The following is a 25,451-nucleotide window of genomic DNA, read 5'->3' as shown; positions in this document are numbered from 1 at the left end:
TAGCGGAAACGCGCCGCCGGAACAGCCCCCGGTGCCCTTGGATAAACCGTCAGTTCAACTGAGCCGCGAAATCCTTGAACAGGTCATGGGCGTCGAGTGCCGTCTCCAAATCGAGATCGCGCCACGCCTGACCGTTCCGGAGTTGCGTCAGGAAATCGCGCCAGAATTCGCGCTTGCCCGGAATGTCGTCGGCCCATGCCGCGTCGAATAGTTGCTTGGCTGCCGGCGCATCGCCCGAATAGACGAGTTCGAGCGCATAGCGCCACACGACCGGCGGCGGATTTTCCGGCGTTGCGCCGGGTGCGCGCGCGGCGATCGCCGTATAGACGCCGCCGGCGTTGCGCCATTTCGTCAACGCCGTGCGCGCGTCTTCGGTCCAGCGTTCCAGCAAGCCGGGATCGCGCGCGTAACGGCCGAGCGAATCGGGCTCGACCTCGTAGCGCGTGCCCGTCCAGCCGAGATGCAGCGTCGGCACGGGCGACAGATGATAGGGCGCATTCCAGCCCATGAAGGCGTAGTCGGAGAATTGCACGCGCAACGCCGCCGTCTCGCCGCTTTCGTCGGAACCCGCATAAGTGTCGCCCAGCCCGATCGTCTGGAGCGAAAAATACGGCGCGAGCACGAAAGCGTGCAGGCGCGCGCCCTGCCCGGTCGCCGCATTTTGCGCGTCGACCAGCAAATCGGGGCCTTCGCCCCAATCGCGCTCGCGAAAGGCGATCACGCTGTAGCGGTCGGCGGTGGAGAGATAGACGATCCGCCCGCGCCGCTCGGCGACGAAAATCGCGGGATGTTCGGGCGTCGCCGCGTAGATCGTGAAGATATGGCCCTTAAGCGTGAAACGCTGGGGGACCGGTTCTTTGGTGCGCCGCTCGCTGAGGCGCTCCCAGATCAACCAATCGAATGTCGGCAGCGCCTGCGTTTGCGCGCACGCCATCGGCGCGCCCGCCAAGAGCAGCATCAGACCCGCCAGAATTCCGCCGATCGTCTTGCGCATGTCGCCCTCCATAAGCGGCCCAAAACCGGCTCGGTCGTTGGGACCGCGCCGCCTCCGGCTTTCGAGAGCGTTTCCTCAAAAAGACCTTCTGTCTTCGCAGGTGCAGCATAAATCTGCATAGACCGTGCCGGGCTGCGACTCGCCCGGACACGGTAATTTAATACGTTAATGCCCTGAGATTGGGCAAACTCCAACCGCCGAGAGGCAAGATGACTCATTTGCCCGCATTTTAGCCACGGCGGCTGACGTTGCCTCGTACCCCGGACATTGGCACTCTCCGCCCCGCATGACACCCCATATCGACGACGGATTCGCCCGATGACCGCCCTTGCCCGCGACCGCGCCATCGGCGTGATCGGCGCTGGGACCATGGGGGCGGGTATCGCCCAAGTCGCCGCCACCGCCGGCCATCGCGTGAAGCTGCTCGACGCGCGCCAAGGCGCGGTCGACGACGCTTTGCGCAATATGGGCAAGGCGCTCGACGGCTTGGTCGCCAAGGGCAAGATCGGCCAGGACAAGCGCGACGCGATCCTGTCGCGCATCGAGCCGGCCGATTCCTATATCGATTTCGAAGTTTGCGATCTGGTGATCGAGGCGATCGTCGAAGACCTCGCCGTCAAGCGCCAGCTTCTCGCGGAGCTGGAAGCCGTGGTCGGTGATAGCTGCATCCTCGGCACCAACACCTCGTCGATTTCGATTTCGGCGATGGCCAAGGACATGCGTTTGCCCGGCCGCTTGGTCGGTTTCCATTTCTTCAATCCGGCGCCGATCATGGCGCTGGTCGAGATCGTGTCGGGCCTAGCCACCGATCCCGCATGCGCGCAGATCGCCTTCGATACCGCCGCCGCCTGGGGCAAAGCGCCCGTGCACGCGACGTCGACGCCGGGCTTTGTCGTCAATCGCTGCGCGCGGCCCTTCTATGCCGAAGCGTGGCGCCTGTTGACCGAACGCGCGGCCGATCCCGCGACCATCGATGCGGTGATGCGCGATTGCGGCGGCTTCCGCATGGGGCCTTGCGAGTTGATGGATATGATCGGCCACGACGTGAATTTCGCCGTGACCAATTCGGTCTATGACGCGTATTTCAAGGATCCGCGCTACGCGCCATCGGCGATGCAGGCGGAAATGGTCGCCGCCGGCAGGCTGGGCCGCAAATCGGGGCGCGGCTTCTACGATTACGCCAAGGGCACGACGATGCCCGAGGCCGCGACCGAACCCGCCGCCGCCCCGCCCAAACAGATCGTGTTCGAAGGCGAGCTCGAGCATTTCGATGCGTTGGAAAAGCGCGCCAAGGATGGCGGCCTGCCCGTACATCGCCGCCCGGCGGGCGAACGCGGCGACGTGATCCTGCTCGACGGCGTGGCCTTGCGCCTTTCCGACGGGCGCACGGCCACTTTGCGCGCGGCGGAAACGGGCGAGCGCGAACTCGTGCTACATGATTTGGCGCTCGACTACGCCACCGCGACGCGCATGGCGATCGCCGTCGCCGACCAGTCGCGCGGCGAAGCGGCGGCGCTGGCCACCGCGTTTTTCCAAGGCTGCGGCATGAAGGTTTCGCTGATCGACGACGCGCCCGGTTTGATCGTGATGCGCACGCTTTCCATGCTGGTCAACGAGGCATTGGAAGCCGTGCAGCATGGCGTGGTCTCCGCCGAAGGCGTGGACGTCGCGATGACCAAGGGCGTCAACTATCCCAAGGGCCCGTTCGCCTGGGGCCGCGCCGTCGGCCTGCCGCATATCCAAGCGACGCTCGACAACCTCGCCCGCCATTACGGCGAGGACCGCTATCGCGCCGCGTCGCGCTTGCGCCGCCTCGTCGCGCGCGAATCTTAAGTTCATCGTTCAAGGACACGCCAATATGACCGAAGCCTATATCGTCGATGCGATCCGCACGCCCATCGGCCGCTATGCCGGCGCCCTCTCCGGCGTGCGCGCCGACGATCTCGCCGCGATTCCGTTGCGCGAACTCGTGAAGCGCAATCCGGGCGTGGATTGGGCGGCGATCGACGACGTGATCTATGGCTGCGCCAACCAAGCGGGCGAGGACAATCGCAACGTCGCGCGCATGGCGGCGTTGTTGGCCGGTTTACCGGTCGCGATTTCGGGCACGACGATCAACCGCCTGTGCGGCTCGGGCCTCGACGCCGTGGGCACGGCCGCGCGCGCGATCAAGGCGGGCGAAGCGGATTTGATCGTCGCGGGCGGCGTGGAAAGCATGAGCCGCGCGCCCTTCGTCATGGGCAAGGCGGAAACCGCATTCTCGCGCGACGCGGCGATCTACGACACGACGATCGGCTGGCGCTTCGTCAATTCGCTGATGAAGAAGGCGCATGGCGTCGATTCGATGCCGGAGACGGCCGAAAACGTCGCCGCCGATTTCAACGTCTCGCGCGCCGATCAAGACGCCTTCGCGTTGCGCAGCCAGCAACGCGCGCTCGCCGCGCAAGCCTCCGGCCGTCTCGCCAAGGAAATCGTCGCCGTCGAAACCCGAAAGGGCAAGGAGATGGTGACGGTGTCGCGCGACGAACATCCGCGCGAGACGACGATCGAAACGCTCGCCAAGCTCAAAGCCTTCGTGAAGCCGGACGGCTCGGGCACGGTGACCGCGGGCAATGCGTCGGGCGTCAATGACGGGGCGGCCGCGTTGCTGCTCGCGTCCGAAGCGGCCGTGAAGAAGTTCGGCCTGACACCCAAAGCCCGCGTGATCGGGGCTGCCGCCGCGGGCGTGCCGCCGCGCATCATGGGCATTGGCCCGGTCCCGGCGACGCAGAAGCTGCTCGCGCGCATCGGCTGGAGGATCGGCGATATCGACGTGATCGAGCTCAACGAAGCCTTCGCCGCGCAAGCCTTGCCGGTGTTGCGCCAGCTCGGCCTGCCCGACGACGCCGCGCATGTGAACCCCAATGGCGGCGCCATCGCGCTGGGCCATCCGCTGGGCGCGTCGGGTGCGCGTTTGGCGCTGACCGCGATGGTCGAATTGCACGAGCGTGGCGCCAAGCGCGCGCTCGCCACGATGTGCATCGGCGTGGGCCAGGGCATCGCGCTGGCGCTAGAGAAGGTTTAAGCGCCGCAGTATTCGCGCCACAGGCGGCGATACGCCGCCTCGACTTCGCGAATATGGATATCGCTTTCGAATAGGGTGGAGGCGCGGAATCGATCGCGCAGGGTCCGGCGGATATCGTCGAGCTTTGCGGGATCGCGCGCGAGCTTCACCGCCGCCGCGACGTAACCGTCCTCGTCGGCGCCGACCAGATCGCCGAGGCCCAAACGCGACATGATGCCGAACGCCAGGCGCCCATAGACCGGAAGCCCGCGCTCCGAAATCGTCGGCACGCCCATCCAGGCGGCCGAGCCCGTCGTGCGCCCGCCATTGAACGGCACGCAATCGAGCAGCGCGTCCACGTCCGCGAAGCCATCCCAATAGGCCCCGCCTTCGGCATGGCCGCGCAATTCAACGCGCGATACGTCGAGACCGAGTGCGGCCCATTCGCCGCGCATGCGCGCTTCCTCCGCGCGCTCGAACCGTTCGGGGATTTTCACCAGCAGACGCGCTTGCGGTAGTTCGCGCAGTACGCGCGCCCAGCGCCGCACCGTGCCGCGCGAGATTTTGGCCACACGATTGAAGCTGCCGAACACGACCGGCGCCTGCCCCCGCGCGCGCGGCGGCGGTTTGATCGCGATCTCCGGCAGGAACGAGGTCGAATAATAACCGCCGGGCAGATCGATCACGCGCTCGCCGGATATCGCGCCCAGCGCGCCGTCGCCCGACACCCACGGATCCGCGAGATAGGCGTCGCACGCCGAAATGCCGATTGCGGGCGATTGGCAGAGATACTCGATCTGAATCGGCGCCGCCCTTCGCGCGAACACGCCCAGGCGGTTCTGCTGCCAATGGCCCATCGTGTGGACCAGGATATCGATGCCGTCGTCGCGGATCTTCGCGGCCAAGGCGCGGTCGTCGAGCGCGCCCGCATCGGTCCAGAAATCGGAGAGCCCGCGAAGTTCGTCGGTGATCGCGTCGCGCTCCGGCACGGTCGCGTAGACATGGACGGCGAAGTGCGCGCGGTCGTGGCGCCGCAACGCCGTGCGCATCTCGGCCGAGGCGATATGCGAATAGAGATTGGACGAGAGATAGCCGACGCGCAGCTTGCGATCCGGTTCGCGCGCGTTCTTGAAATTCGCGTCCACCGGCCCGGCGAGTTTCTCGACCTTCGCGCCGAAATCGCGATGCGCGGCGAACAGATCGGCGGCCGGCAGATCTTCGTCGAAGGCGAGCGCGACCAAGCGGCGCGAGGCGAGGTCGATACGCGCGGGATCGAGCGTCAAAGCGCGATCATAGGCGGCGGTCGCATCTTTGGCGCGGCCCCAGATGCCGGTGAGTGCGGTGCCGAGATCGTCCCATGCGCCGAGATTGCCGGGATCGAGCGCCACGGCCCGTTGCAACGCTTCGGCGGCCGGTGCGGGCCACGCGGCGAGCAAGCGCACATGGCCGAGATTGCGCCACAGATTGGCGTCGTCGGGTGCGAGTTCCACCGCGCGTTCGAAAGCGGCGGCGGCCAGGTGATAGCGCGCGAGATCGTAATTCGCCAGCGCCGCCCCCGACCACGAAGCGACTTCGTTCGGCGCCTTGCGGCACGCGATCTCGAACGCCGCCAGCGCTTCGGCCGCGCGCCCCATCGCGCGCAATTGGCGCCCGGCGTCGATCAGCGCTTCGGGCGGCCATTCTTCGGGCGATGGCGGATTTTCGGCGTCGGTCATCGAACCGTCAGCACCAGCTTGCCGATATGCGTATCGGCTTCCATCGTCGCGTGGGCCTGCGCCGCTTGCGCCAGCGGGAAGGTCGCGTGGATCAGCGGGCGCACTTTACCCGCCTCGAGCAACGGCCAAACCTTCGCGCGCAGGGCGGCGGCGATTGCGCCCTTCTGGGCCACGCTGCGCGGGCGCAAGGTGGAGCCCGTATAGGTCAAACGCTTGCGCATGATCGCGTCGAACGACAATTCGGCCTTGGGCGATTTGAGGAATGCGATCTGCACGATGCGGCCTTCCACCGCCGCCGCGTCGATATTGCGCGCGATGTAATCGCCGCCGACCATATCGAGGATGAGATCGACGCCGTTGCCGCCGGTGAATTCCTTGGCGACGGCGGCGTAATCCTCGTCGCGATAATTGATCGCGCGGTCGGCGCCGAGTTTCGTCACAGCCGCGCATTTCTCGGCCGTGCCGCACGTCGCCAGCACCTTGGCGCCGAACGCCTTGGCGAGCTGCACGGCCGTGGTGCCGATACCCGAGGCACCGCCATGGCACAGGAACGTCTCGCCCGCGACCAGGCGCCCGCGCTCGAACACGTTGGTCCAAACGGTGAAGAAGGTCTCCGGCACCGCCGCCGCTTCGACCATCGAGAAACCGTTCGGGATCGGCAGACATTGCAGCGCCGGCGCCGTGCAATATTGGGCATAGCCCCCGCCCGCGACCAGCGCGCAGACCTTGTCGCCGATTTTAGGCCAGGTCACGTCCGGCGCCGTCGCGACGACGGTTCCCGCCACTTCAAGCCCCAGCGTGTCGGGCGCCCCCGGCGGCGGCGGATATTTGCCGTAACGCTGCAAAATATCGGGGCGGTTGACACCGGCGGCGGCCACTTCGATCAGCACTTCGTCGGCTTGCGGCACGGGCACGGGCTTCGTGCCCGGCACCAGCACCTCCGGCTTGCCGGGGGCAGCCATCGTGACGGCTTCCATGACGCTGGGGAGACTCATAAAATGACGACCTCGCACGGGGGACGGATATGGAATTCGACGAACTCGAGCCGCGCCATAAATTGGTCAAGCCCAAGGATTTGTCCAGTTGGGGTGTCGCGGAGCTCGAAGCCTATATAGCGCGTCTGGAGGGCGAGATCGCCCGCGCCAAGGCCGAGATCGGCAAAAAGAGCTCCCACAAGGCGGCGGCGGACGCTTTTTTCAAAAAATAGCGGCGGCGACGGCGTTCCGGCGGTAAAACCGGACAGGACCTGAAATTCGGAGAGCACGACATGTCGTTGAAAGGCAGAACCGCCCTCGTCACCGGCTCGACCAGCGGCATCGGGCTTGGCATCGCCAAAGCGCTGGCGGCGCAGGGCGCCAACATCATGCTCAACGGCTTCGGCGACGGCGAGACGATCGCCAAGGTCCGCCGCGAGGTCGAAACGCTGGGCGTCAAGACCGGCTATTCCGCCGCCGATATGTCGAAACCCGCCGACGTGGAAGCGTTGATCGCGGCTTGCGTGAAGGAATTCGGCGCGGTCGATATTCTGGTCAACAATGCCGGCATCCAGCATGTCGCGACCGTCGACGAGTTCCCGCTCGACGCCTGGGATCGCGTCATCCAGATCAACCTGACAAGTTGCTTCCAGGCGATGCGCGCAGCACTGCCGCATATGAAGAAGCGCGGCTGGGGCCGCATCATCAACATCGCATCGGCGCATGGGCTCGTCGCGTCGGCGGGTAAATCGGCTTACGTCGCGGCCAAGCACGGGCTGGTGGGCCTCACGAAAGTCGTGGCGCTGGAAACGGCGACGCTGCCCATCACCGCCAACACGATCTGCCCGGGCTGGGTTTTGACGCCGCTGGTGCAAAAGCAGATCGATGCGCTGGCCGAACGCAAAGGCATTTCGGGTGCGGCCGCGAAAGACGAGTTGCTATCCGAAAAGCAGCCGTCGAAGGAATTCGCCACGCCCGAACAGATCGGCGGCCTCGCCGCGTTCCTCTGCTCGCCCGCGGCCGACCAGATTCGCGGCAGCAATTTCTCGATCGACGGCGGGTGGACCGCGCAGTGATCCCGATGCAACGCGAGGACGTCACCGAGAAGATCGTCGAAGTCCGGCGCAAGAGTGCTGCTTGGATGGTCCATGCGCTGACGGCGTCGGGCGCGGTCATCGGATTGCTGGCGCTGATCGCGGTCATCGAAGGCAATCCGCGCGAGGCGCTGCTGTGGCTGGGTCTCGCGCTCATCGTCGACGGGATCGACGGGCCCTTCGCGCGCAAACTCGACGTCGCCGAACGTCTGCCGCGTTTCGATGGCGCGCTGCTCGACCTCGTGGTCGATTATCTCACCTATGTCGTCGTGCCCGCCGTGCTGCTCTGGCAGTTCGAATATCTGGGCGATGGCTGGCTCGCTTCGGCCGCGGCGGGCTGGATCCTGTTTTCCTCGCTCTACATCTTCGCCAATCTCGATCTGAAGACGACGGACAATTACTTCGTCGGCTTCCCGGCGATCTGGAACATCGTGGCGCTTTATATCTACGTGCTGGGCACGCCGATCTGGTTCAACCTGATCGCGGTCGCGGTGCTGGGCGCGTTCAGCTTCACCAAGGTGAAGTCGATCCATCCCTTGCGCGTGCGCGATTATCGCGCGTTGACGCTGACGGCCAGCGGCGTGTGGGTGTTCGGGGCGGCGTGGCTGTTGTGGTTCGCGCCCGCCGTGAACCCGATCGTCCTGACCACCTGGATGGCGGCGAGCGCCTGGCTCGTCGGCCTGTCGCTCTGGCGTTCGGTGCGCGGAAACTAACGGCTGCGGATCATCGTGCGGCCGCGCGCCACGCCCACGCCGTCGCGCGATTGATCGACGCGCACGCTGTAGCGCATCAAATCGGCGCGATGGATCGACTTGCCCGCCATCGCCGCGCGCCCCTGACGGTCGTAATAGACGAGATGTCGCACCAGGATCGGCGACTTCGCCGGCAGATGCAGCAATTCCATCTCCTCCGGTCCCGACAACGCGGCCTCGATCGTCAGATCGCTGTGATCGAGATCGATCCGCCGCCAAATCAGATTGATCAGCGGATCGACCGCGTTCTCGCGGCCGATTCCGTCGGCCGCCCAAAGCGGCAAATAGCGCCAATCGATCGACACAGGCGCGATCGGCATGGTGCGCAGGCGCTTGATGAAAAGCACCTCGGTTTCCGCGACGATACCAAGGGCGCGTGCCGTTTCCGCCGGTGCTGCGATCCGCTCGAACGCCAGCAGCGCCGTATCGACCGGCATGTCGCCCGAATCCCATTGGCTGCCGATATGGGACCCCACGCCGAGCTTCTCCGCGACTTTGCGCAGGCTGACGATCGTGCCGTGCCCGCGCCGGCGGCGCAGCACGCCCGCCTCGACCAATTCCGTCAACGCTTCGCGCACCGTGGCGCGGCTGACGTCGAACATGGCGGTCAACTCGTCGTCGGAATAAAAGCGTTTTTCCGGGTCGTTCCACCCGCCGACCATCGCCAGCAGCCGGTTGCGAACCTGGACGTAAAGCGGAATCGGCGACGCGCGATCCAGCGTCATCGCCTCGCCGGTTCGCGTTTTGACCGACGCTACGGCGCCGGCGGACCCCCGCCGGCTCATCGAACACCCCACAGCGAGTCGGCGTAAATTACATTGAATATTTCCCGCATGACTTGAACGCTACCCTAGCGCGCGCGGCCCTGGTAGAAAAATCGCCAGGGAGAAAACCATGCCGCTGATCAAATACGTGACCGACATCCATTTCGACTTCGGCGCCGCGAAGGCGCTGGGCGAGCTTTGCGCCGCGCACGGGATTTCGCGCCCGCTGGTCGTGACCGACAAGGGCGTGATCGCGGCGGGTGTCGCCGCGCAAGCCTTGGCCGCGATCGAGGGCAAGCTGCCCTTGGCGGTGTTCGACGAAACGCCGGGCAACCCGACGGAGGCAGCCGTGGACAAAGCGGCCGCGCTCTATCGCGACCATAAGGCCGACGGGATCATTGCGGTCGGCGGCGGCTCGTCGATCGACCTCGCCAAAGGGGTCGCGATCCTGGCGGGGCACCCCGCCCCGCTCGCGCAATACTGCACGATCGACGGCGGCGCCCCGAAGATCACCAAGAATTGCGCGCCGCTGATCGCCATTCCGACCACGGCGGGCACGGGCAGCGAAGTCGCGCGCGGCGCCATCGTCATCCTCAACGACGGGCGCAAGGTCGGCTTCCATTCCTGGTTCCTGGTCCCGCGCGCCGCCGTGCTCGACCCGGAACTCACCCTCGCCTTGCCCGCCGGTCTCACGGCCGCGACCGGCATGGACGCGATCGCGCATTGCATCGAAGTGTTCTTGGCTCCGGCCTTCAACCCGCCGGCGGACGGGATCGCGCTGGACGGGTTGGCGCGCGGCATCAAATGGATTCGCGCCGCCGTGACCGACGGCAAGAACCGCGAGGCGCGCAAGCAAATGCTCAGCGCGTCGATGCAGGGGGCGATGGGGTTCCAAAAAGGTCTCGGGGCCGTTCATTCGCTGTCGCATGCACTTGGCAGTTATCGTGCCAAGTCGCTGCATCACGGCACGTTGAACGCCGTGCTGCTGCCCGCCGTACTGCGCTTCAACGAAAGTGCCGAGACCGCCATCGCCGAAGACAAATACGCGCGGCTGCGGATCGCCCTGGGCCTCGCACCGGGCGCCTCGGTCGATCAGGCGATCGCGCAGCTCAACCGCGATCTCGGCATGCCGTCGGGTCTGGGCGCGATGGGCGTGGACAAGGGCTTCGTCGAGGAAGCCGTGGGCAAAGCGATGAAGGACCATTGCCACGCCACCAACCCGCGCATCGCCACGCCGGACGAGTATCGCGCGATGATGGCCGAGGCTTGGTGAACTAAAGCGACTTCACCGAGCCGCGCAGCACGACGCGCGCGGGGTGCATTACCCGCCGCCCGGGCGGCGTGCCGTTTTCGATCCGGTCGATCAGAATGTCCCAAGCGCTTTGGGCGATCAGGTCGATCGGGTGGCGCACGACCGACAAAGGCGGCGTGGTGAGTTCGGCCCAATCGGGTTCGTCGAAGGCGACGACGGAAAGATCGTCGGGGATTTTCACGCCCAGCGACGACAGCGTGAGCAGCAACGCTTCCGCGATATTCGAGTTCGACGCCACGATCGTGTCCGGGCGCTTATCCCCGCCCAGCAAATCGCGGATCTGGCCCGCGAAAATCGCGTCGTCGGGATCGCGTACCAGCGTTTGCGCCGCAATCCCCGCTTTCGCCCCTTCGCGCGCGAAGGCCGCCATACGCTGGCGCGTGGTGACGAGTTCGGGCCAGCGCACGACGAAGCGCACATCCTTGCGCCCGCGCGCGGCGAGCGCGTGGACGAGTTCGGTCATGGCGCCATCGTTGTCCATCGTGACGTAATCGAAACGCGGATCGTCCATGCCGCGATCGATCATCACCGCCGGCACGCCCGAATCGGCGATCAGGTCGAACGTCGCCGCTGGATGCGCGGTCGGCACCAGGATCAACCCGTCGACCTGACGTTCGATCAGCGCGCGCGTGCGGCGAAGCTCGATTTCCGAATCGCCGCGATTGAGGACCTGCATCACCTCGTAGCCGAGATCGCCGCCCATCGTTTCGAAGCGGTCGAGCATCGCGGCGAAGTAGGCGCTTTTTGTGTCGTGGACGACCAGCCCGACCACGCGCCACGCCCGGCCGCGCAGGCTTTGCGCGTTGCGGTTGGGCACGAAGCCCAAAGCGGCGATGGCTTCCTCCACCGCCGCCCGGCGACGGTCGCTGACCGCGATGCGCCGGTTGAGCACGTTCGACACCGTCCCGACCGACACGCCCGCCCGGCGCGCCACGTCGCGGATCGTCGGCCGCCCCCCCGAATCATGCCTTGCATCGTCCATGGCCGGAGTATAACATGATTGAACCGGTTCAATCGAAGGCCAAAGACGGTCGCGAGCGCCGGAATTCGGGAGAAACGGCCCAACGCCTATGAAAATCACGAAGATCGAGACCCATAAGCATTGGGTGGATTGGTGCAATTGGATGTTCGTCCGGATCGAAACGGACGAAGGTCTGGTCGGCTGGGGCGAAGCCTCGCTGCATGGCGCGCTGGACTCGGTCGAGTCCGCGATCCGCGAATTCGCGCCGCATCTGATCGGTCAGGACCCCGCCGGCCCCGAGCGCCACTGGCACCGTCTTTACAACGCCTGGCGTTGGCGCGCGGGTGCCGTGTTCAGCACGGCGCTGGCGGGTATCGATCTCGCCTTGTGGGATCTCGAAGGCAAGCGCCTGGGCGTGCCCGTGCATCGCCTGCTGGGCGGCGCGCATCGCAATTCGTTGCGCGTCTATGCCAGCCACTGGCTGAACGCGAAAATGACGCCCGACGAAGCCCATGCCGGCGCCAAAGAAGCCGTGCGCCGCGGCTTCACCGGGTTCAAATTCTCGCCGCTGACGCATGAGGCGCTGAAGGCCGACGAAAGCGGCGCCATCCGCCGCGCGACGGAGGTGATGGCCGCCGCGCGCGAAGGGGCCGGCCCCGACGTCGACATCTTCATCGAATGCAGCGAGTCGCTCAGCCCCCGCACGGCCGTGATGCTCGATCGCGCCTTCGCACCCTATCGGCCGGGCTGGTTCGAAGAACCCGTGCCCTTCGAGAACGCGGCGGTGATGGTGCGCTTGCAGCGCGAAATCTCGACGCCCATCGCGACGGGCGAACGGCTTCTGTCGCGCTACGAATATCGCGAATTGATCGAAGGCGGCGGCGTCAAGATCATCCAGCCCGATCTGATGCATGCGGGCGGCATCACCGAAGTGCGCCGCATCGCGAGCTTCGCCGACACCTATTACATTCCCGTCGCCCCGCATAATCCCGGCGGGCCGATCTGCACGGTGGCGTCGATGCATTTGGCCGCCGCGATCCCGAACTTCTACATCCTGGAGCAGATGGAGCCGCAGCGCGAATTCCGCGATCGCTCGGCCGCCCCGGCGGTGAAGTTCGAGAAGGGCCATTTCATCCTGCCGCAAGGCCCCGGCTGGGGCATCGAGCCCGATCTCGAAATCATGAAGTCCAAGCCCTACCAGCCGCAGTCGCGCGTCGAGCGCGGCGGCGCGCTGTGGTCCTGAACGACAATAACCAAACAACTCATAAAAGGAGGAACCCCATGTCGCGTAATGCCCTGCTCGCCGCCGTCGCGGTGATCGCACTGGCCGGCCCCGCCGCCGCCCAGAACCGCGTCACCATCCAATGGCAGACGCCGAACCTGACCGAATCGCAATACGAGCCGATCTGGAAACAGACGATCGCCGAGTTCGAAGCCGCGAATCCGGACGTGAAGGTCGAACCGATCCTGGTCGCGCGCCGCGACCATTGGACGAAATTCGTCGCCTCGGCCCAGGCGCGCCAAGCGCCCTGCGTCGTCGCCGTCGACCTCACGACCGCCGCCGCCGAAGGCTATCTGCGCCCGATGGACGATTTGTGGGCGAAGGAGCCCGCCTCGTTCCGCGACGCCTGGGCGCCGGAAATGCTGTCGGCCGCGAAGTGGGAAGGCAAGCTCTACGGCCTGCCGAATTGGGGCGGCACCTACGCCGAAGTCTATAACCGCGAACTGGTCGAGAAGGCCGGGCTCGATCCCAAGAACCCGCCCAAGACCTGGGACGAATATCTGCGCTGGGCGAAGGCGCTGACCGGGCCGGATCGCTGGGCGACCAGCATTCTGGGCGGCAAGACCGACACGACGACGCGCGTGTTGCTGACCTGGATTTGGGGCAATGGCGGCGAAGCGTTCAACGCCGACATGACCGAGGCGACCTTCGCCAAGAACCCGAAATCGCTGGAAGCGATCAAGTTCTATCTGGGCCTGTTCACCAAGGAAGGTGTGGCGTCGCCCGCCCCCACGACGACCAACTACCTCGAACAGACCGTGCTGTTCGCGCAAGGCAAGATCGCCACGATGCGCAACGCCTATTGGTCGATCGCCAAAGTGATCGGCGACAACCCCGCGATCGAAGGCAAGATGTTCGTGGCCCCGATGCCCGCGAATATCCCCAACGCGCCCACGCTCGCCAGCGTGTCGGCGCATTCGATCTCGCAAAGCTGCCGCTATCCCGAACAGGCGTGGCGCTTCATCAAGTTCGACATGGATAAGAAATGGGCGATCCAGCGCGCCGTGAAGGCGAACTGGATGCCGCTGCGCCGCGATCTGGTAAACGAGCCCGAGTTGAAGGCCGATCCGATGCTGGCGGAGTTCGTGCGCATCGGCGCCAATGCGCGCTCCTACCCGCTGCCGCATCCGGCCTGGGCCGACATCGCCGTCAACGATATCGTCGACGCGGTGCAGAAGGCGCTGCTGGAGCCCGCGCGCACCGACGAGATCTTCCGCGATCTCGACGTTCGCGTGACGCGCAAGCTGCGTCAGTAATGTCGAACACGACCACCACGACGAACATCCCCGCCCGGGCTTGGACCGGGCGGGGTCTCGCGCGCGAACGCTGGCACGGCTATCTGTTCCTGGCGCCCACGCTGCTGTTCCTGGCGGCGGTCATCGTGCTGCCGCTGTTCCACGCCTTCTGGACCAGCTTCCAGCGTATCCGTGGTTTGAATTCAACCTTCGTCGGCTTCGCGAATTACGTCCGCGTACTGGAGGACGAGGCGTTCTGGCATTCGCTGCGCGTTTCGCTCGGCTTCGTGTCGATTTCGGTCGTCGCCCATGTGGTGCTCGGCCTGCTGCTGGCGCTGGCCCTCAACAAGATCACCTTCGCGCGCACCGCGTTGCGCGTGCTGTTCCTGACACCCTGGATGGTCGCGGCGGCCGTCGGTGCCACGATTTGGCTGTGGCTGCTCGAACCGCAATTCGGCGTGATCAACTACATTCTGCAATCGGCCGGACTCATTTCCGCCCCCGTCGCCTGGCTCGGCACGCCGGGCACCGCCTTCGCGGCCGTGACGACGGTCGAGATCTGGCGCGGCGTGCCCTTCATCATGCTGCTGACATTGGCGGGCCTACAGACGATCCCGGCCGAGCAATACGAAGCCGCCGAGATCGACGGCGCCACGACCTGGCAGAAATTCCGTTTCATCACGCTGCCGAACCTCAAATATCTGCTGGTCGTCGCCTCGACGCTCGACATCATCAATGTCGTCCGCCACTACGACATTATCGGCATCATGACCGGCGGCGGCCCGGCGGGGGCGACCGAAGTGCTGCCCGCCTTGCTCTACAACACCGCGTTCCGCGCCAATCGCTTCGGCGAGGCGGCGGCGATCGGCGTGTTGCTGCTGCTGATGGTGCTGATCTTCGCCGCGATGTATCTGCGCATCACCCGCGTGGGCCAAGAGGACGACCGCCGATGAACCGCACCTCCCCCTTGGGCCAAGCGGGTCTGTGGATCGCGATCCTGATCGCGGCCGTGGTGACGGTCTTCCCGTTCTATTGGATGCTCAACACCGCGTTGAAGCCGCAAAGCGAAGTGTTCCTGTCGCCGCCGGCCTTCTATTCGGCGAATTGGAGCCTCGAGGCGTTCCGCACGCTGCTGGTCGAACGTCCCTTCGCGCGCTACTTCCTCAATTCGCTGATCGTATCGCTGGGATCGACGCTGCTGTCGGTGGCGCTGGCGACCTTTGCGGCCTACGGCTTCACGCGCTTCCACATCAAGGGGGCGGGCGCGTTGATCGTGTTCCTGCTGTTCACGAAAATGCTGCCCGAGACGCTGCTGATCATTCCCTATTTCCGCCTGATGTCGGAATTGGGGCTGATCAACAGCCATCTGTCGCTGATCCTGGCCTATAGCTCGTTCGCGCTGCCGTTCAGCGTGTGGATGCTGATCGGCTTCTTCCGCTCGATCCCGCTGGAAATCGACGAGGCCGCGATCGTCGATGGCGCTTCGCGCATCACCACGCTCTGGCGCGTGATTTTGCCGCTGGCGCGGCCCGGTCTGGTCGCGGTCGCGCTGTTCACGTTCCTGATCTCGTGGAACGCCTATGTCTGGGCGCTGGTGCTGACGACCGATCCGTCGATGTTCGTACTGTCGGTCGGCATCGCCAACATGGTCGGCGAATACCGGGTCCAATGGAACGAACTGATGGCCGCCGCGATGATCGCCGCCGTTCCGGTGATGGTGATGTTCGCGTTCCTCGAACGCCACCTCGTCAACGCGCTGACGGCCGGGGCGGTTAAGGGCTAGCCGCCCCCGTAGCCGCGGACCAGTCGCGGCAGGCCGGTCGACAGGATCGGGAAATAGACCATCACAATGATGGCGCCGATCTGCGCGTAGAAGAACCAGCGCAATTCGTGCCACAGCTGGCGCAGGGTCAGGTTCCCGATCTTGCACGCGACGAACAGGCAGATGCCCACGGGCGGCGAGATCAGCCCCAGCGTGCAGCAGACGATCATCACCATCGAGAAATGGATGTCGTCGATGCCCATCTGGCGCGTGACCGGCAGCAGGAACGGCGCGAGCAGCAGCAACGCGGGGCCTGCATCCAGCGCCAAGCCGATCAGCAGGAACACCAGAACGCAGACGATCATGAAAAGCTGCGGATTGCCGGCGAAAGCTGTGGCGAGGCCCGCCGTCCATTCGCCGATCCCGGCCATGATCAGCACGTAGTTGACGATTTCCACCGTCGCGATCAACAGGAACAGCGACGCGGTCAAGCGCGCGGCGTTGCGCAACGCCAGCATCGCGCCTTTGCGATCCAGCGAGCGGAACACGAAAGTCGACAGGATGATCGCGTAGATCACCGCGATGCCGCCCGCTTCCGTCGCGGTGAACACGCCCGACGTGGTGCCAAACACGATGAAGGCGGGCAGGCTCAGCACGATCGTGCCTTCGCGGGCGACGCGGCCGTAATGTTCGCGCGGCACGTCGATCTGCGACACGGGCAATTCGCCTTTGATGCCCTTCCAGAACACGACGCCACCGCAGGCCAAGCCCAGCAGCAGGCCCGGCACGATGCCGGCGAGGAACAGGTTCAGCACCGAAATGTCGGAAACGGCGGCGTAAAGCACCATGATGACCGACGGCGGAATGATCGGCCCGATCACCGACGCCGCCGTGATCAGCGCCGCCGCGAAGGCCTTCGAATAGCCTTCCTTGGGCATCGCGTTGATGAAGATCTGCCCGAGTGCGGCGATATCCGCGACCGCCGTGCCCGAAATGCCGGAGAACATCACCGCCGCGACGATCGCGGCGTAGGCGGTCCCGCCCTTGATACGGCCGACCAGAATGCGCGACAGCTCGATCAATCGTTCCGAGATGCCGCCGCGATTCATGATCTCGCCGGCCAGGATATAGAACGGGGCCGCGAGCAGGACGAAACTGTCGAGCCCGGCGAACATGCGCGAGGCGACGTTGAGCAGCCCGTAGCCGTCGTACATCAACGCGAAGATCGAGGAGAGGCCGAACGCGAAGGCGACCGGCATGCCGACGAACAAGGTCGCGGTCAGAAGGATGAGAATCGTGGTCACGCGCGCGGCCTCGACAGCAGGGAATCCGCCGCCTTGACGAGATGGATGAAGGTGAGCGCCGCCCCGCCGAACGCGATCGAGGAATAGATCCAGATCATCGGCAGGCCGGTCGTGGGTGCGGTTTGCGCGCCGTTGAGCTGGCAATAGATCAGGCCCTGCCAGGTCAGCACGACGCAGAAGACGACGTTCAGCAAGTGCAGCAGCGATTTATGCCAGGCCTGAAACGTGGCGTTCTCGACCTCGCCGAACAGGTTCATGTCGAGATGCTCGTCCGCCCAGCTCGCGGCGACGGAGCCGAGGAAGGTGATCCAGATCGCGATGTAGCGGATCGCCTCCTCGCTCCACGAGATCGAGTCGACCGCGACGTAGCGCATATAGACGCTGACGCCGTTGAGCACGACGAGAATCGCGAGCAGCCAGCCGGCGGCGTGATCGCACGCCGCCGACAGGCCTTTCGCGAATGCGCGGATCGCGTTCATGTTTTCCGCGCCCTATACGTTACTGACCGTAGACGCGGCGCTTGGAGTCTTCGACCGCCACGAGCAGCTTGTCGACGACGTCCTTGCCGGCCTGCGAGGCGATGAACTCGATCACCGCACCTTGCGACGCCTTGCGGAACGCTTCCTTCTCGGTCGGCGTGTTCACGTAGACCTTGGTGCCCTGCTGGCGGATCTTGTCGATCGCCTGCAGCGAGTCCATCGCCTTGCGCGAGTTGGCGACTTCGGCGTGCATGCGCGCACCGTCCATCAGGATCTGCTTGTGGTCCGCCGACAGGCCGTTGAACACGCGGTCGTTGATGATGATCAGATGCATGCCGAAGATATGCTCGTTCACGCTCATGAACTTCTGCACTTCGAACAGCTTGCCGTCCCAGATCGTCGCGGCGGCGTTTTCCTGACCGTCGACGACGTTCTGCTTGAGCGCCGGCACCAGTTCGGGCCACGCGATCGGCGTGGCCGATGCGCCCATCGAGCGCATGAAGTTCACGTAGACCTGGCTTTGCATCGTGCGCATCTTCAGGCCCTTCAGATCGTCCGGGCCTTTGATTTCGCGCACGTTGTTGGTCAGGTTGCGGAACCCGTTCTCCGAAAGCGCCAGCGTGCGGATACCCGTCGCCTTGCGCATATCCTCGGTCATTTCCTTCATGAACGGGCTGGTCATGAATTCCCACGCGACCGGCGAGGACGGGAACAGATACGGGATCTGGAAGGCTTGCATCGGCTTATGGAAGGAGCCGAGCACCGAATCGTCGGTCAGCGCCATTTCCAGCGTGCCGTTCTTCACCTGCTCGGTCAGCTGCAACGAGCCGCCCAGCGTGTTGAAGAACAGACGGATCTCGAGCTGCCCGCTGCTGCGGAACTCGACGTATTCCTTGAGCGCCTTCATGCCCAGGATTTCGCCGCCCATCGAATCGGGTGCGCCGATCGAAAAGCGGAGCGTCGTCTTTTGCTGGGCGTCTGCGGCGGCGGCCGAGAGGCCGACCGCGGCGAAAGCGGCAAGTGCCAGGACTTTGAGTTTCACGGCTTTCCTCCCTCGGGGTTATTTGCTTTTCGTTTTCAGTTGCGCCGCGTTGACGCAGGCGGCGAGCGAGCCCGTTTCGAGATGGGCGAGCACGTTGGTGAGCGAACTCACGCGCATGTCGACCAGCGAAGCGGGGCTGTAGAAGGCGGCGTGCGGGCTTAGGGTCAAGCGCCCTTCGAGCCAAGCCTCGCGCGCCAGAAACGCGCGCACGAGGCGGTTGTTCGGATTGGCCGGTTCCTCCGGCAGCACGTCGAGACCGGCGGCGGCGACGCGCTTGGATTTGAGCGCGTCGTAAAGCGCTTCGAGATCGACGATGGCGCCGCGCGCGGTGTTGATCAGCACCAGGCCCTTCTTGGCCTTGGCGAAAACGTCCTTGCCGATCAATCCGGCGGTTTCGGGCGCCGAGGGCGCATGGATCGACAACACGTCGGAAATCGCCGCGAGTTCGGCGGGCGTTTTGACGCGCTTGGCACCCACCGCGATTTCGTAGCCGGCGGGCTGGAACGGATCGCAGAAGGCGATATCCATGCCGAAGGCGCGCGCGCGCAGCGCCGCCGCCAAGCCGATACGCCCCAAGCCGACGACGCCGAAGGTGCAGCCGCGCAGGCGGCGCACGACCGGCGCTTTCAAATGGTGCCAATTCGCCGTCGGGTTGGCGCGAATCAGGTCGTGATAGCTCGACGTGCCGCGCGTCAGCGCCAGCATCAGCGCGATCGCGTGATCGGCGACTTCCGACGTGCCGTAATCGGGCACGTTGAAGACGGCGACATTGCGCTTGGTCCACGCCGCGACATCGATCATGTCGTAGCCCACGCCCGAGCGCAGCACCGCGCGCACGTTCGGCCAATCGGAAGTCTTGCCTTCGATCGTCGTACCCGCGGGGTAATGGACGATCGCATCGGCCTTGGCGCGGATCGCGGCCGGGATCGGCTTCGTCTCCGCCTCCTCGCGGGTCTGGATATAAAGCTCGCAGCGGCCTTGCGCCGTGCGCTTCTCCAGATCCGGCACGCCGTGGGGAAATTGGCTGAGGACGACCAGCATCGCGTCACTTGCTCCGGATCGAGGTTAGCGTGGCGCCCATCTTCACGACGGTGCCTTCGGGGAAGAGGTGCTTGCCGACGATGCCGGCGGCGGGTGCTTCGATCTCGACGACCGCCTTGTCGGTTTCGACTTCGGCAACGAGGGCGCCCTGCTCCACCTTCGCCCCTTCGGCCGCGACCCAGCGGATCAGCTTGCCTTCGCTGACGGTCAAATCGCCGAACGGCATCTTCACCGGCTCGCCATCGACCGTCACTTCTTGCACTTGTGCTGCCTTGGCGACGGCGACCGGCTTCACCGGTGCCGCGACGGGTGCAGCCATCGTGTTCGCTTCGCGGCCCAAACGGCGGATCGGATCGGCGTGCCCGGCGATCGTGCGGCGCACGGCATTTGCGATCGCATCGGTGTTCACCAGCATCGCGCGTTCCAGCACGGGCGCAAACGGGTGCGGCACCGGATCGGTGTGCAAACGCGCGACCGGGCCATCCAACTCGTCGAAAGCGAGTTCGTTGATCGATTGCGCGAGTTCCGCCCCCACGCCGAACATCGCGTAGCCTTCGTCGACGACCAGCAGGCGATGCGTCTTGCGCACGCTTGCGGCCACCGTATCGACGTCGAGCGGCTGGATCGTGCGCAGATCGATCACTTCGACCGACACGCCCTCGCTTGCCAAAATCTCGGCGGCTTCCAATGCACGATGCACAAGCTGCCCCGCGCTGGCGATGGTGATGTCCGTGCCCGTCCGCGCGATGCGCGCAAGGCCGAAGGGCACGTAATGATCGCCCTTGGGCACCGGGCCCTTGGTCGCGAACAGCGCCTTGGTTTCCAGCATCAACACCGGGTCGCGGCCGTTGAGCGCCGTCTTCATCAAGCCCTTGGCGTCGGCCGGTGTCGCGGGCAGGCAAACGACCAAGCCCGGAATATGCGCCCAGGCGGGATGATATGTGCCGCTATGATGCGGACCGGCCGAGCGCACGGCGCCCGAGCCCACGCGCACCACCATCGGCGCTTCCATCATGCCGTTGGACATGTAGCGCAGCTTGGCGGCCTGCAACGCGATCTGCCCCGCCGCTTCGAACATGAAATCGGCGAACATGAGGTCCGCGATGGCGCGCACGCCCGTGGCGGACGAACCCAACGCCGCACCGGTGAAGCCGAGTTCGGAGATCGGCGTATCGACCATCCGCGCGGCGCCGAATTCCTGATAGAGATTTTTGGTGTGCGCGAAGGTGCCGCCGCGCTCGCCCGTCCCTTCGCCGAAATAGACGATGTTGCGGTTGCGGCGCATTTCTTCGGCGATGCCGTCGCGCACGGCGTCGAGCCAGCTCGTCTCGACTTCCTCCGCGAGCGGCTTTCCGGCGGCGGCGCGGGCCACGCCGGGATTCAGCGGCTCGGCGAAGACATGCAGATGCACGAGCGCCGGATCGGGCTCGGCGGAATTGCGCGCGAACTCGATCGCGGCGGCGACATCCTTGTCGATCTGCTCATCGATCTGGTCGAGCGTGCGGCCGGTGACGATCGCGAAATCTTCGATCAAGCGGCGGCGGAACGTGTCGACCGGATCCTTCTTCTTCCAATGATCGACTTCCTCCTGCGTGCGGTAGGTGCCGGTCAGTGGGTCGCCTTCGTGATGGCCGACGGTGCGATAGGTCTTGGCTTCGATCAGCGTGGGCCCGCCGCCCGCGCGGGCCTTGGCGATCGCTTCGTTCGCCGCCTGCCACATCGCGACCACATCGTTGCCGTCGACCGCCACGCCGGGAATGCCGTAAGCGGCGGCGCGCGTCGCGATTTCGGGATTGCGCGTCACGTTCTTCAGCGCCGTCGCCGTGGCGTAGAGATTGTTCTCGCACACGAACACGACGGGGGCGTCGAACACGCCGGCGAGGTTCAGCGATTCATGGAACGCCGCATGGTTCGTGGCGCCGTCGCCGAAGAACGCGACCGACACGCCGCGCGACTTGCGATATTTGGCGCTGAACGCGGCCCCCACCGCCGAGGGCAAGCCGCCGCCGACCAAACCGTTCGTGCCGAACAAGCCGACAGACGGATCGTAGAGATGCATCGTGCCGCCGCGCCCGCCGCAGCAGCCATCGCGCTTGCCGTACAACTCGGCCATCAGGATTTTCGGATCCATGCCCTTGGCGAGCGCATGACCATGACCGCGATGGGTGGACGTGATCCAGTCACTGGACTGAAGATGCGCGCAGATGCCGACGGCGGTCGCTTCCTCGCCGATATAAAGATGCAGGAAGCCCGGCGTTTCACCGGCCCGGCACGCGACCTGCGCCGCAAGCTCGAATTTCCGCAGCAGCACCATCTGCTTGTAGAGCTCGACCATCGCTTCGGCGTCGAGCCCATCGGGCAATGGCTGCTGGTTGGGCAGCTTCGTGGCGAGGGCCGTGCCGGCGGGGGGCGTCATCGATCAGAAATCCCGTGCGAAGCCGGCCGTCCAACCGCCGTCGATGGCGAGGATATGGCCGGTGATGTAGGTGTTGCCCGGATCGGCGAGGAACAATGCGCCGCGCGCGATCTCCTCGGGTTCGGCCGGGCGGGCGAGCGGAATATGCGACAGCAGCCTTGCGTGCAGATCGAGTTCGGCGCTGGTCGCGTTGTGAATCCACGAACGCCAACCCGCCGTCGCGGTCGAACCGGGCGCAATACCGTTGACGAGAATGCCGTCGGCGGCGAGTTCCAGCGCCGTCGAACGCGTGAGGTTCACCACACCCGCTTTCGCCGCGACATAGGACGATTGCAGACGCATGGGTACGAGACCCAATACCGACGCGATATTGACGATGCGCCCGAATTTGCGCGCGCGCATGGCGGGTGCGATCGCCTGCGTCATCAGGAACACGCCGGTCAGATCGATCGCGATCATCTCGTCCCACGCGGCGATCGGGAATTGATCGGCGGGTTTGCGGTCGGCGGCTTTGACGCCGATCCCGGCGTTGTTGATCAGAATATCGATGGCGCCGCCGGTCGCATCGAGGGCGGCTTTCGCGGTATCGGCGATCGATTGGCGGTTGGCGACGTCGAGCGTGAAGGCCAGATGTCCTTGCGGGTGCTTGGTCGCGGCAACCGCCGCCGCTTGCGCACCCGCGACGTCGCGATCGGTGTAAATGACGCGCGCGCCATTCGCGGCCAAACCATCCGCAATGGCGCGGCCGATCCCTTGCGCGGCCCCGGTCACGAGCGCATTGCGCCCGTTCAGATCCAGCTTCATTGCGCTTTCTCCGAAGCGCTAGCGTTTCACGTTCCGCCCCTCGCGCGGCGGCTCTCCCGGTTGTTATGACAACTCACGGCCGCCGATCTGTCAAGCGGTCCGGCGCGAAAACGTGTAGGTCAGGCGCGCATCGGCGGCGAGCGCACGGGTGTACGCGGCCTCGATCGGCACGCCGGCGGCATCGCGATACAGCAAAAGCGTGACGAGCAGCGGTTCTCCCGCAATGCACCCAAGGCGCAGCACGTCCGACTCGTTCGCCCCATCGGCCCAAACCGTATGCGACACGTCGCCGATCTCGATTCCGGTCTTGCGCATGAGGGATCGGAACACGACCGTGTCGTCGAAATCCACTTTGCGCATTTTCGTGCCGATCGCCGGCGCGAAATAGATCGTCGAGCGCGCGTAAGGCCGCCCGTCGCGCTTCAGGACCGAGCGCAAGCAATGCAGCCGCGCATCGGGCTTCTCGCCGAACAACTCGGCGGCTTCGGGCCGGCGCTCGCGCGCGTAGCTTTCGACCGTCAGCGTGGCGCCCGCCACCATCGCGACGACGTCGCCCAGCGATTCCATCGGATAGCCCAGGCGCTTGACCGGGCCGGTCGCGACGATCTCCGTCCGGCGCGCGCGCGCCTTGCGGATGACGCCGTCCTGTTCCAGCAATGCCAGCGCATGGCGCACGGTGATGCGGCTCACATTATATTGCTCGGACAATTCGGCTTCGGTCGGCAAATGGCCGCCGATCGGCCATTCGCCGCGCCGGATCTTGTCGCGCAGCGAGTCGAGCAGACGTTGATAGAGCGGCGGCTGTCCGCCTTGTTCATTGGTCGCCATGATGGCGCAATTGGTAACGCGAAGCATCGCTTGACGGAAGGGCATGCGCGCGGCGAGGCTTCCGCCCCTCAACGTCCGGAGGAATCGCGACGATGTACTACGAAATGCGCGTTTACTATTGCCTGCCCGGCCGCCTGCCCGCCCTCAACAAGCGTTTCGCCGACGCGACGCTGAAATTGTGGGACAAGTACGGCATCAAGCAGGCCGGCTTCTTCACCGATTACATCGGCACGAACTGCAACGCCAAGCTCACCTATTTCATCGCCTGGGAAAGCATGGCCGAGCGCGAGACGAAATGGGCCGCCTTCATGGCCGATCCCGATTGGATGGCCGCGCGCGCCGCCAGCGAACAAGACGGCCCGATTCTGGAGCGCGTCGAATCCTCGATCCTGCAGCCGACGGCCTATTCGTCGGTCAAGTAAGCCGCGCGGCCCCGGTCGCGGGCTTAAAGCAAGCCCGCCGCGGTCATCAGATCGGTGACCTTATTGTTGTCGAGGGTCGAGGCATCGACCGTCGGCGGCTGCAGCTTGGTGAGCGGCTCGAGCTTGGGATCGGATTCCGCGCCGACGCCGATCGCGTATACGTGGGATTCGCCCATGCGCAGCACGTCCTGCCCACCCTTGCCCGCGATCCAGCGCAGGAAGGCCTGGGCCTGTTCCTGGCGCTTAGACGCCGCGAGCACGCCGCCGCCGGACACGCTGACGAAGGCGCCCGGATCCTGATCGCGGAAATAGTGCAAAGCGATTTTGGCGCTGTTCTCGCCGGTCTTCGCTTGATCGTCGAAGTAGTAATAGTGGTAGATCAGCGCGCCGTCGACCTCGCCGGCATTGGCACCGCGCATCGCGTTGCCGTTGCCGCGATAGGGTTTGAAATTCGCCTTCATGCCTTTGAGCCATGCGGCGGTCGCGGCTTCGCCCTTCAACTGAAGATACGCGCCGACGATCGCCTGGAAATCGGCGCCCGAAGGCGAAGCGCCCCAGCGGCCTTGCCATTTCGGCGCGGCCAGTTCGGCCATCGTCTTGGGTAGATCTTCGGGTTTCAGCTTCGTCTTGTCGTAGACGAACACGGTCGAACGCGCTGCGACGCCGATCCACATGCCGTCGGCCGGACGATATTGCGCGGGAATCAGCGCGTTGGTCGCGGCGTCGATCTTGGCGAATAGGCCCTTGCCGGCGACGAGCTGCATCGCGGGCGAATTCTCGGTCAGAAACACGTCGGCGGGCGTGCGCGCGCCTTCCAGCACCAGCTGGTTGGCCATGTCCATGTCGCTGCCCTTGCGGATCGTGACCTTGATGCCGGTTTCCTTGGTGAAGCCGGCGGCCCAATCGCGGGCCGGTTTGTCGCGCTGCGCGTTGTAGACGACGATTCCGCTATCGGCTTGCGCGAACGCCGGCAACGCGCCGGCGGCGAGAAACAGGACGCCGGCCGCAAGAGCGCGGAAGGCGGATTTTAGCGCTTGCATATGTATGGCCTCGGCCAGGGGGGCACGCAACTTCGTGCCGACGAGGGGAATTTTAGATTCGCTTGCGATTCAAGCGCAAATCACTCTCGATCCTTTTATCAATTCACTGATAAAAAACACTTATTCGTAAGAGATGCAGGTTAGCCGCATTTTCTATGGGCGCATCCGCGCCGCGCGGCACAATTAC

General features: G+C 65.2%; 24 protein-coding genes. 11 read left to right on the top strand and 13 right to left on the bottom strand.

Annotated elements, in window-relative coordinates; all coding sequences use genetic code 11:
- Positions 1-49: 49 nt before the first annotated feature.
- Positions 50-994, bottom strand: a complete 945-nt coding sequence (locus J0H39_04680) for a hypothetical protein (protein ID MBN9496032.1) — start codon at positions 992-994, stop codon at positions 50-52.
- Positions 995-1,312: 318 nt separating this feature from the next.
- Between J0H39_04680 and J0H39_04675 the strand changes: the two genes are divergently transcribed.
- Complete coding sequence (locus J0H39_04675; protein MBN9496031.1) at positions 1,313-2,827, top strand: 3-hydroxyacyl-CoA dehydrogenase; 1,515 nt, start codon at positions 1,313-1,315, stop codon at positions 2,825-2,827.
- Positions 2,828-2,852: 25 nt separating this feature from the next.
- Positions 2,853-4,058, top strand: coding sequence for a 3-oxoadipyl-CoA thiolase (gene pcaF / locus J0H39_04670; GenBank protein ID MBN9496030.1), 1,206 nt, complete (start codon positions 2,853-2,855; stop codon positions 4,056-4,058).
- On the opposite strand, the gene J0H39_04665 is transcribed toward pcaF, so the two are convergent.
- Both J0H39_04665 and J0H39_04660 read right to left on the bottom strand, forming a co-directional pair.
- On the bottom strand, positions 4,055-5,752 hold the full coding sequence (locus tag J0H39_04665) for a hypothetical protein (GenBank protein ID MBN9496029.1): 1,698 nt from the start codon (positions 5,750-5,752) through the stop codon (positions 4,055-4,057). The genes pcaF and J0H39_04665 overlap by 4 nt on opposite strands.
- On the bottom strand, positions 5,749-6,747 hold the full coding sequence (locus J0H39_04660; protein MBN9496028.1) for an NAD(P)H-quinone oxidoreductase: 999 nt from the start codon (positions 6,745-6,747) through the stop codon (positions 5,749-5,751). Before J0H39_04660 ends, J0H39_04665 begins: the two co-directional genes overlap by 4 nt.
- Before the next feature lie 29 nt (positions 6,748-6,776).
- Between J0H39_04660 and J0H39_04655 the strand changes: the two genes are divergently transcribed.
- From J0H39_04655 to J0H39_04645, 3 genes are read left to right on the top strand one after another with little or no spacing between them, the layout of a single operon-like run.
- Positions 6,777-6,959, top strand: coding sequence for a DUF1192 domain-containing protein (locus J0H39_04655; GenBank protein MBN9496027.1), 183 nt, complete (start codon positions 6,777-6,779; stop codon positions 6,957-6,959).
- Between the two features lie 60 nt (positions 6,960-7,019).
- Positions 7,020-7,802: a 3-hydroxybutyrate dehydrogenase gene (locus J0H39_04650; protein MBN9496026.1), complete on the top strand. Its 783-nt coding sequence runs from the start codon at positions 7,020-7,022 to the stop codon at positions 7,800-7,802.
- Positions 7,803-7,807: 5 nt separating this feature from the next.
- A complete protein-coding gene (locus tag J0H39_04645) occupies positions 7,808-8,533 on the top strand; it encodes a phosphatidylcholine/phosphatidylserine synthase (protein MBN9496025.1) in 726 nt (241 codons plus the stop codon).
- Here J0H39_04645 and J0H39_04640 read toward each other — a convergent pair.
- Entirely contained in the window at positions 8,530-9,297 is a 768-nt protein-coding gene (locus J0H39_04640) for a GntR family transcriptional regulator (GenBank protein ID MBN9496024.1), read from the bottom strand. The genes J0H39_04645 and J0H39_04640 overlap by 4 nt on opposite strands.
- Positions 9,298-9,466: 169 nt before the next feature.
- Here J0H39_04640 and J0H39_04635 point away from each other — a divergent pair, with 169 nt between their 5' ends.
- Positions 9,467-10,609 carry an iron-containing alcohol dehydrogenase gene (locus tag J0H39_04635; GenBank protein ID MBN9496023.1) on the top strand — a complete coding sequence of 381 codons (1,143 nt, stop codon included), beginning with the start codon at positions 9,467-9,469 and terminating at the stop codon, positions 10,607-10,609.
- Position 10,610: 1 nt separating this feature from the next.
- Here the strand turns inward: J0H39_04635 and J0H39_04630 are convergent, their stop codons facing one another.
- Positions 10,611-11,630: a LacI family DNA-binding transcriptional regulator gene (locus J0H39_04630; protein ID MBN9496022.1), complete on the bottom strand. Its 1,020-nt coding sequence runs from the start codon at positions 11,628-11,630 to the stop codon at positions 10,611-10,613.
- 88 nt (positions 11,631-11,718) lie between these two features.
- Here J0H39_04630 and J0H39_04625 point away from each other — a divergent pair, with 88 nt between their 5' ends.
- Genes J0H39_04625 through J0H39_04610 form a run of 4 tightly spaced genes read left to right on the top strand, consistent with a single transcriptional unit; the run spans position 11,719 to position 15,909 of the window.
- Entirely contained in the window at positions 11,719-12,852 is a 1,134-nt protein-coding gene (locus J0H39_04625; GenBank protein MBN9496021.1) for a mandelate racemase/muconate lactonizing enzyme family protein, read from the top strand.
- 38 nt (positions 12,853-12,890) lie between these two features.
- Positions 12,891-14,147: a sugar ABC transporter substrate-binding protein gene (locus J0H39_04620; protein ID MBN9496020.1), complete on the top strand. Its 1,257-nt coding sequence runs from the start codon at positions 12,891-12,893 to the stop codon at positions 14,145-14,147.
- Positions 14,147-15,079 (top strand): sugar ABC transporter permease, encoded by a 933-nt coding sequence (locus J0H39_04615; GenBank protein ID MBN9496019.1) that lies wholly within the window; start codon positions 14,147-14,149, stop codon positions 15,077-15,079. Before J0H39_04620 ends, J0H39_04615 begins: the two co-directional genes overlap by 1 nt.
- Positions 15,076-15,909, top strand: a complete 834-nt coding sequence (locus tag J0H39_04610) for a carbohydrate ABC transporter permease (protein MBN9496018.1) — start codon at positions 15,076-15,078, stop codon at positions 15,907-15,909. Before J0H39_04615 ends, J0H39_04610 begins: the two co-directional genes overlap by 4 nt.
- Here J0H39_04610 and J0H39_04605 read toward each other — a convergent pair.
- The 7 genes from J0H39_04605 to J0H39_04575 form a co-directional block, all read right to left on the bottom strand.
- A complete protein-coding gene (locus J0H39_04605) occupies positions 15,906-17,192 on the bottom strand; it encodes a TRAP transporter large permease (protein MBN9496017.1) in 1,287 nt (428 codons plus the stop codon). The two genes, J0H39_04610 and J0H39_04605, sit on opposite strands and share 4 nt — an antisense overlap.
- A complete protein-coding gene (locus J0H39_04600; GenBank protein ID MBN9496016.1) occupies positions 17,189-17,671 on the bottom strand; it encodes a TRAP transporter small permease in 483 nt (160 codons plus the stop codon). The genes J0H39_04605 and J0H39_04600 overlap by 4 nt, the downstream gene beginning before the upstream one ends.
- Before the next feature lie 19 nt (positions 17,672-17,690).
- Positions 17,691-18,713, bottom strand: coding sequence for a TRAP transporter substrate-binding protein (locus J0H39_04595; protein MBN9496015.1), 1,023 nt, complete (start codon positions 18,711-18,713; stop codon positions 17,691-17,693).
- An 18-nt stretch (positions 18,714-18,731) separates the two neighbouring features.
- Positions 18,732-19,754, bottom strand: a complete 1,023-nt coding sequence (locus J0H39_04590; protein MBN9496014.1) for a C-terminal binding protein — start codon at positions 19,752-19,754, stop codon at positions 18,732-18,734.
- Between the two features lie 4 nt (positions 19,755-19,758).
- Positions 19,759-22,089 (bottom strand): dehydrogenase, encoded by a 2,331-nt coding sequence (locus J0H39_04585; GenBank protein ID MBN9496013.1) that lies wholly within the window; start codon positions 22,087-22,089, stop codon positions 19,759-19,761.
- Between the two features lie 84 nt (positions 22,090-22,173).
- Positions 22,174-22,974 (bottom strand): SDR family oxidoreductase, encoded by an 801-nt coding sequence (locus J0H39_04580; GenBank protein MBN9496012.1) that lies wholly within the window; start codon positions 22,972-22,974, stop codon positions 22,174-22,176.
- Positions 22,975-23,064: 90 nt separating this feature from the next.
- Positions 23,065-23,847, bottom strand: coding sequence for a GntR family transcriptional regulator (locus J0H39_04575; GenBank protein MBN9496011.1), 783 nt, complete (start codon positions 23,845-23,847; stop codon positions 23,065-23,067).
- Between the two features lie 47 nt (positions 23,848-23,894).
- Between J0H39_04575 and J0H39_04570 the strand changes: the two genes are divergently transcribed.
- Positions 23,895-24,224, top strand: a complete 330-nt coding sequence (locus tag J0H39_04570) for an NIPSNAP family protein (protein MBN9496010.1) — start codon at positions 23,895-23,897, stop codon at positions 24,222-24,224.
- Between the two features lie 23 nt (positions 24,225-24,247).
- On the opposite strand, the gene J0H39_04565 is transcribed toward J0H39_04570, so the two are convergent.
- Positions 24,248-25,264: an iron ABC transporter substrate-binding protein gene (locus tag J0H39_04565; GenBank protein ID MBN9496009.1), complete on the bottom strand. Its 1,017-nt coding sequence runs from the start codon at positions 25,262-25,264 to the stop codon at positions 24,248-24,250.
- Between the last annotated feature and the right edge of the window lie 187 nt (positions 25,265-25,451).

Source organism: Alphaproteobacteria bacterium, from assembly GCA_017308135.1.
Classification (GTDB): Bacteria; Pseudomonadota; Alphaproteobacteria; order CACIAM-22H2; family CACIAM-22H2; genus Tagaea.
This window is presented reverse-complemented; position numbering and strand designations above follow the sequence as displayed.

Excerpts from the sequence above, each read along its gene's own strand:
- J0H39_04680 (MBN9496032.1), bottom strand. The coding sequence starts at position 994 with ATGCGCAAGACGATCGGCGGAATTCTGGCGGGTCTGATGCTGCTCTTG.
- J0H39_04675 (MBN9496031.1), top strand. The coding sequence starts at position 1,313 with ATGACCGCCCTTGCCCGCGACCGCGCCATCGGCGTGATCGGCGCTGGG.
- pcaF (MBN9496030.1), top strand. The coding sequence starts at position 2,853 with ATGACCGAAGCCTATATCGTCGATGCGATCCGCACGCCCATCGGCCGC.
- J0H39_04665 (MBN9496029.1), bottom strand. The coding sequence starts at position 5,752 with ATGACCGACGCCGAAAATCCGCCATCGCCCGAAGAATGGCCGCCCGAA.
- J0H39_04660 (MBN9496028.1), bottom strand. The coding sequence starts at position 6,747 with ATGAGTCTCCCCAGCGTCATGGAAGCCGTCACGATGGCTGCCCCCGGC.
- J0H39_04655 (MBN9496027.1), top strand. The coding sequence starts at position 6,777 with ATGGAATTCGACGAACTCGAGCCGCGCCATAAATTGGTCAAGCCCAAG.
- J0H39_04650 (MBN9496026.1), top strand. The coding sequence starts at position 7,020 with ATGTCGTTGAAAGGCAGAACCGCCCTCGTCACCGGCTCGACCAGCGGC.
- J0H39_04645 (MBN9496025.1), top strand. The coding sequence starts at position 7,808 with ATGCAACGCGAGGACGTCACCGAGAAGATCGTCGAAGTCCGGCGCAAG.
- J0H39_04640 (MBN9496024.1), bottom strand. The coding sequence starts at position 9,297 with ATGACGCTGGATCGCGCGTCGCCGATTCCGCTTTACGTCCAGGTTCGC.
- J0H39_04635 (MBN9496023.1), top strand. The coding sequence starts at position 9,467 with ATGCCGCTGATCAAATACGTGACCGACATCCATTTCGACTTCGGCGCC.
- J0H39_04630 (MBN9496022.1), bottom strand. The coding sequence starts at position 11,630 with ATGGACGATGCAAGGCATGATTCGGGGGGGCGGCCGACGATCCGCGAC.
- J0H39_04625 (MBN9496021.1), top strand. The coding sequence starts at position 11,719 with ATGAAAATCACGAAGATCGAGACCCATAAGCATTGGGTGGATTGGTGC.
- J0H39_04620 (MBN9496020.1), top strand. The coding sequence starts at position 12,891 with ATGTCGCGTAATGCCCTGCTCGCCGCCGTCGCGGTGATCGCACTGGCC.
- J0H39_04615 (MBN9496019.1), top strand. The coding sequence starts at position 14,147 with ATGTCGAACACGACCACCACGACGAACATCCCCGCCCGGGCTTGGACC.
- J0H39_04610 (MBN9496018.1), top strand. The coding sequence starts at position 15,076 with ATGAACCGCACCTCCCCCTTGGGCCAAGCGGGTCTGTGGATCGCGATC.
- J0H39_04600 (MBN9496016.1), bottom strand. The coding sequence starts at position 17,671 with ATGAACGCGATCCGCGCATTCGCGAAAGGCCTGTCGGCGGCGTGCGAT.
- J0H39_04590 (MBN9496014.1), bottom strand. The coding sequence starts at position 19,754 with ATGCTGGTCGTCCTCAGCCAATTTCCCCACGGCGTGCCGGATCTGGAG.
- J0H39_04585 (MBN9496013.1), bottom strand. The coding sequence starts at position 22,089 with ATGGTCGAGCTCTACAAGCAGATGGTGCTGCTGCGGAAATTCGAGCTT.
- J0H39_04580 (MBN9496012.1), bottom strand. The coding sequence starts at position 22,974 with ATGAAGCTGGATCTGAACGGGCGCAATGCGCTCGTGACCGGGGCCGCG.
- J0H39_04575 (MBN9496011.1), bottom strand. The coding sequence starts at position 23,847 with ATGCCCTTCCGTCAAGCGATGCTTCGCGTTACCAATTGCGCCATCATG.
- J0H39_04570 (MBN9496010.1), top strand. The coding sequence starts at position 23,895 with ATGTACTACGAAATGCGCGTTTACTATTGCCTGCCCGGCCGCCTGCCC.
- J0H39_04565 (MBN9496009.1), bottom strand. The coding sequence starts at position 25,264 with ATGCAAGCGCTAAAATCCGCCTTCCGCGCTCTTGCGGCCGGCGTCCTG.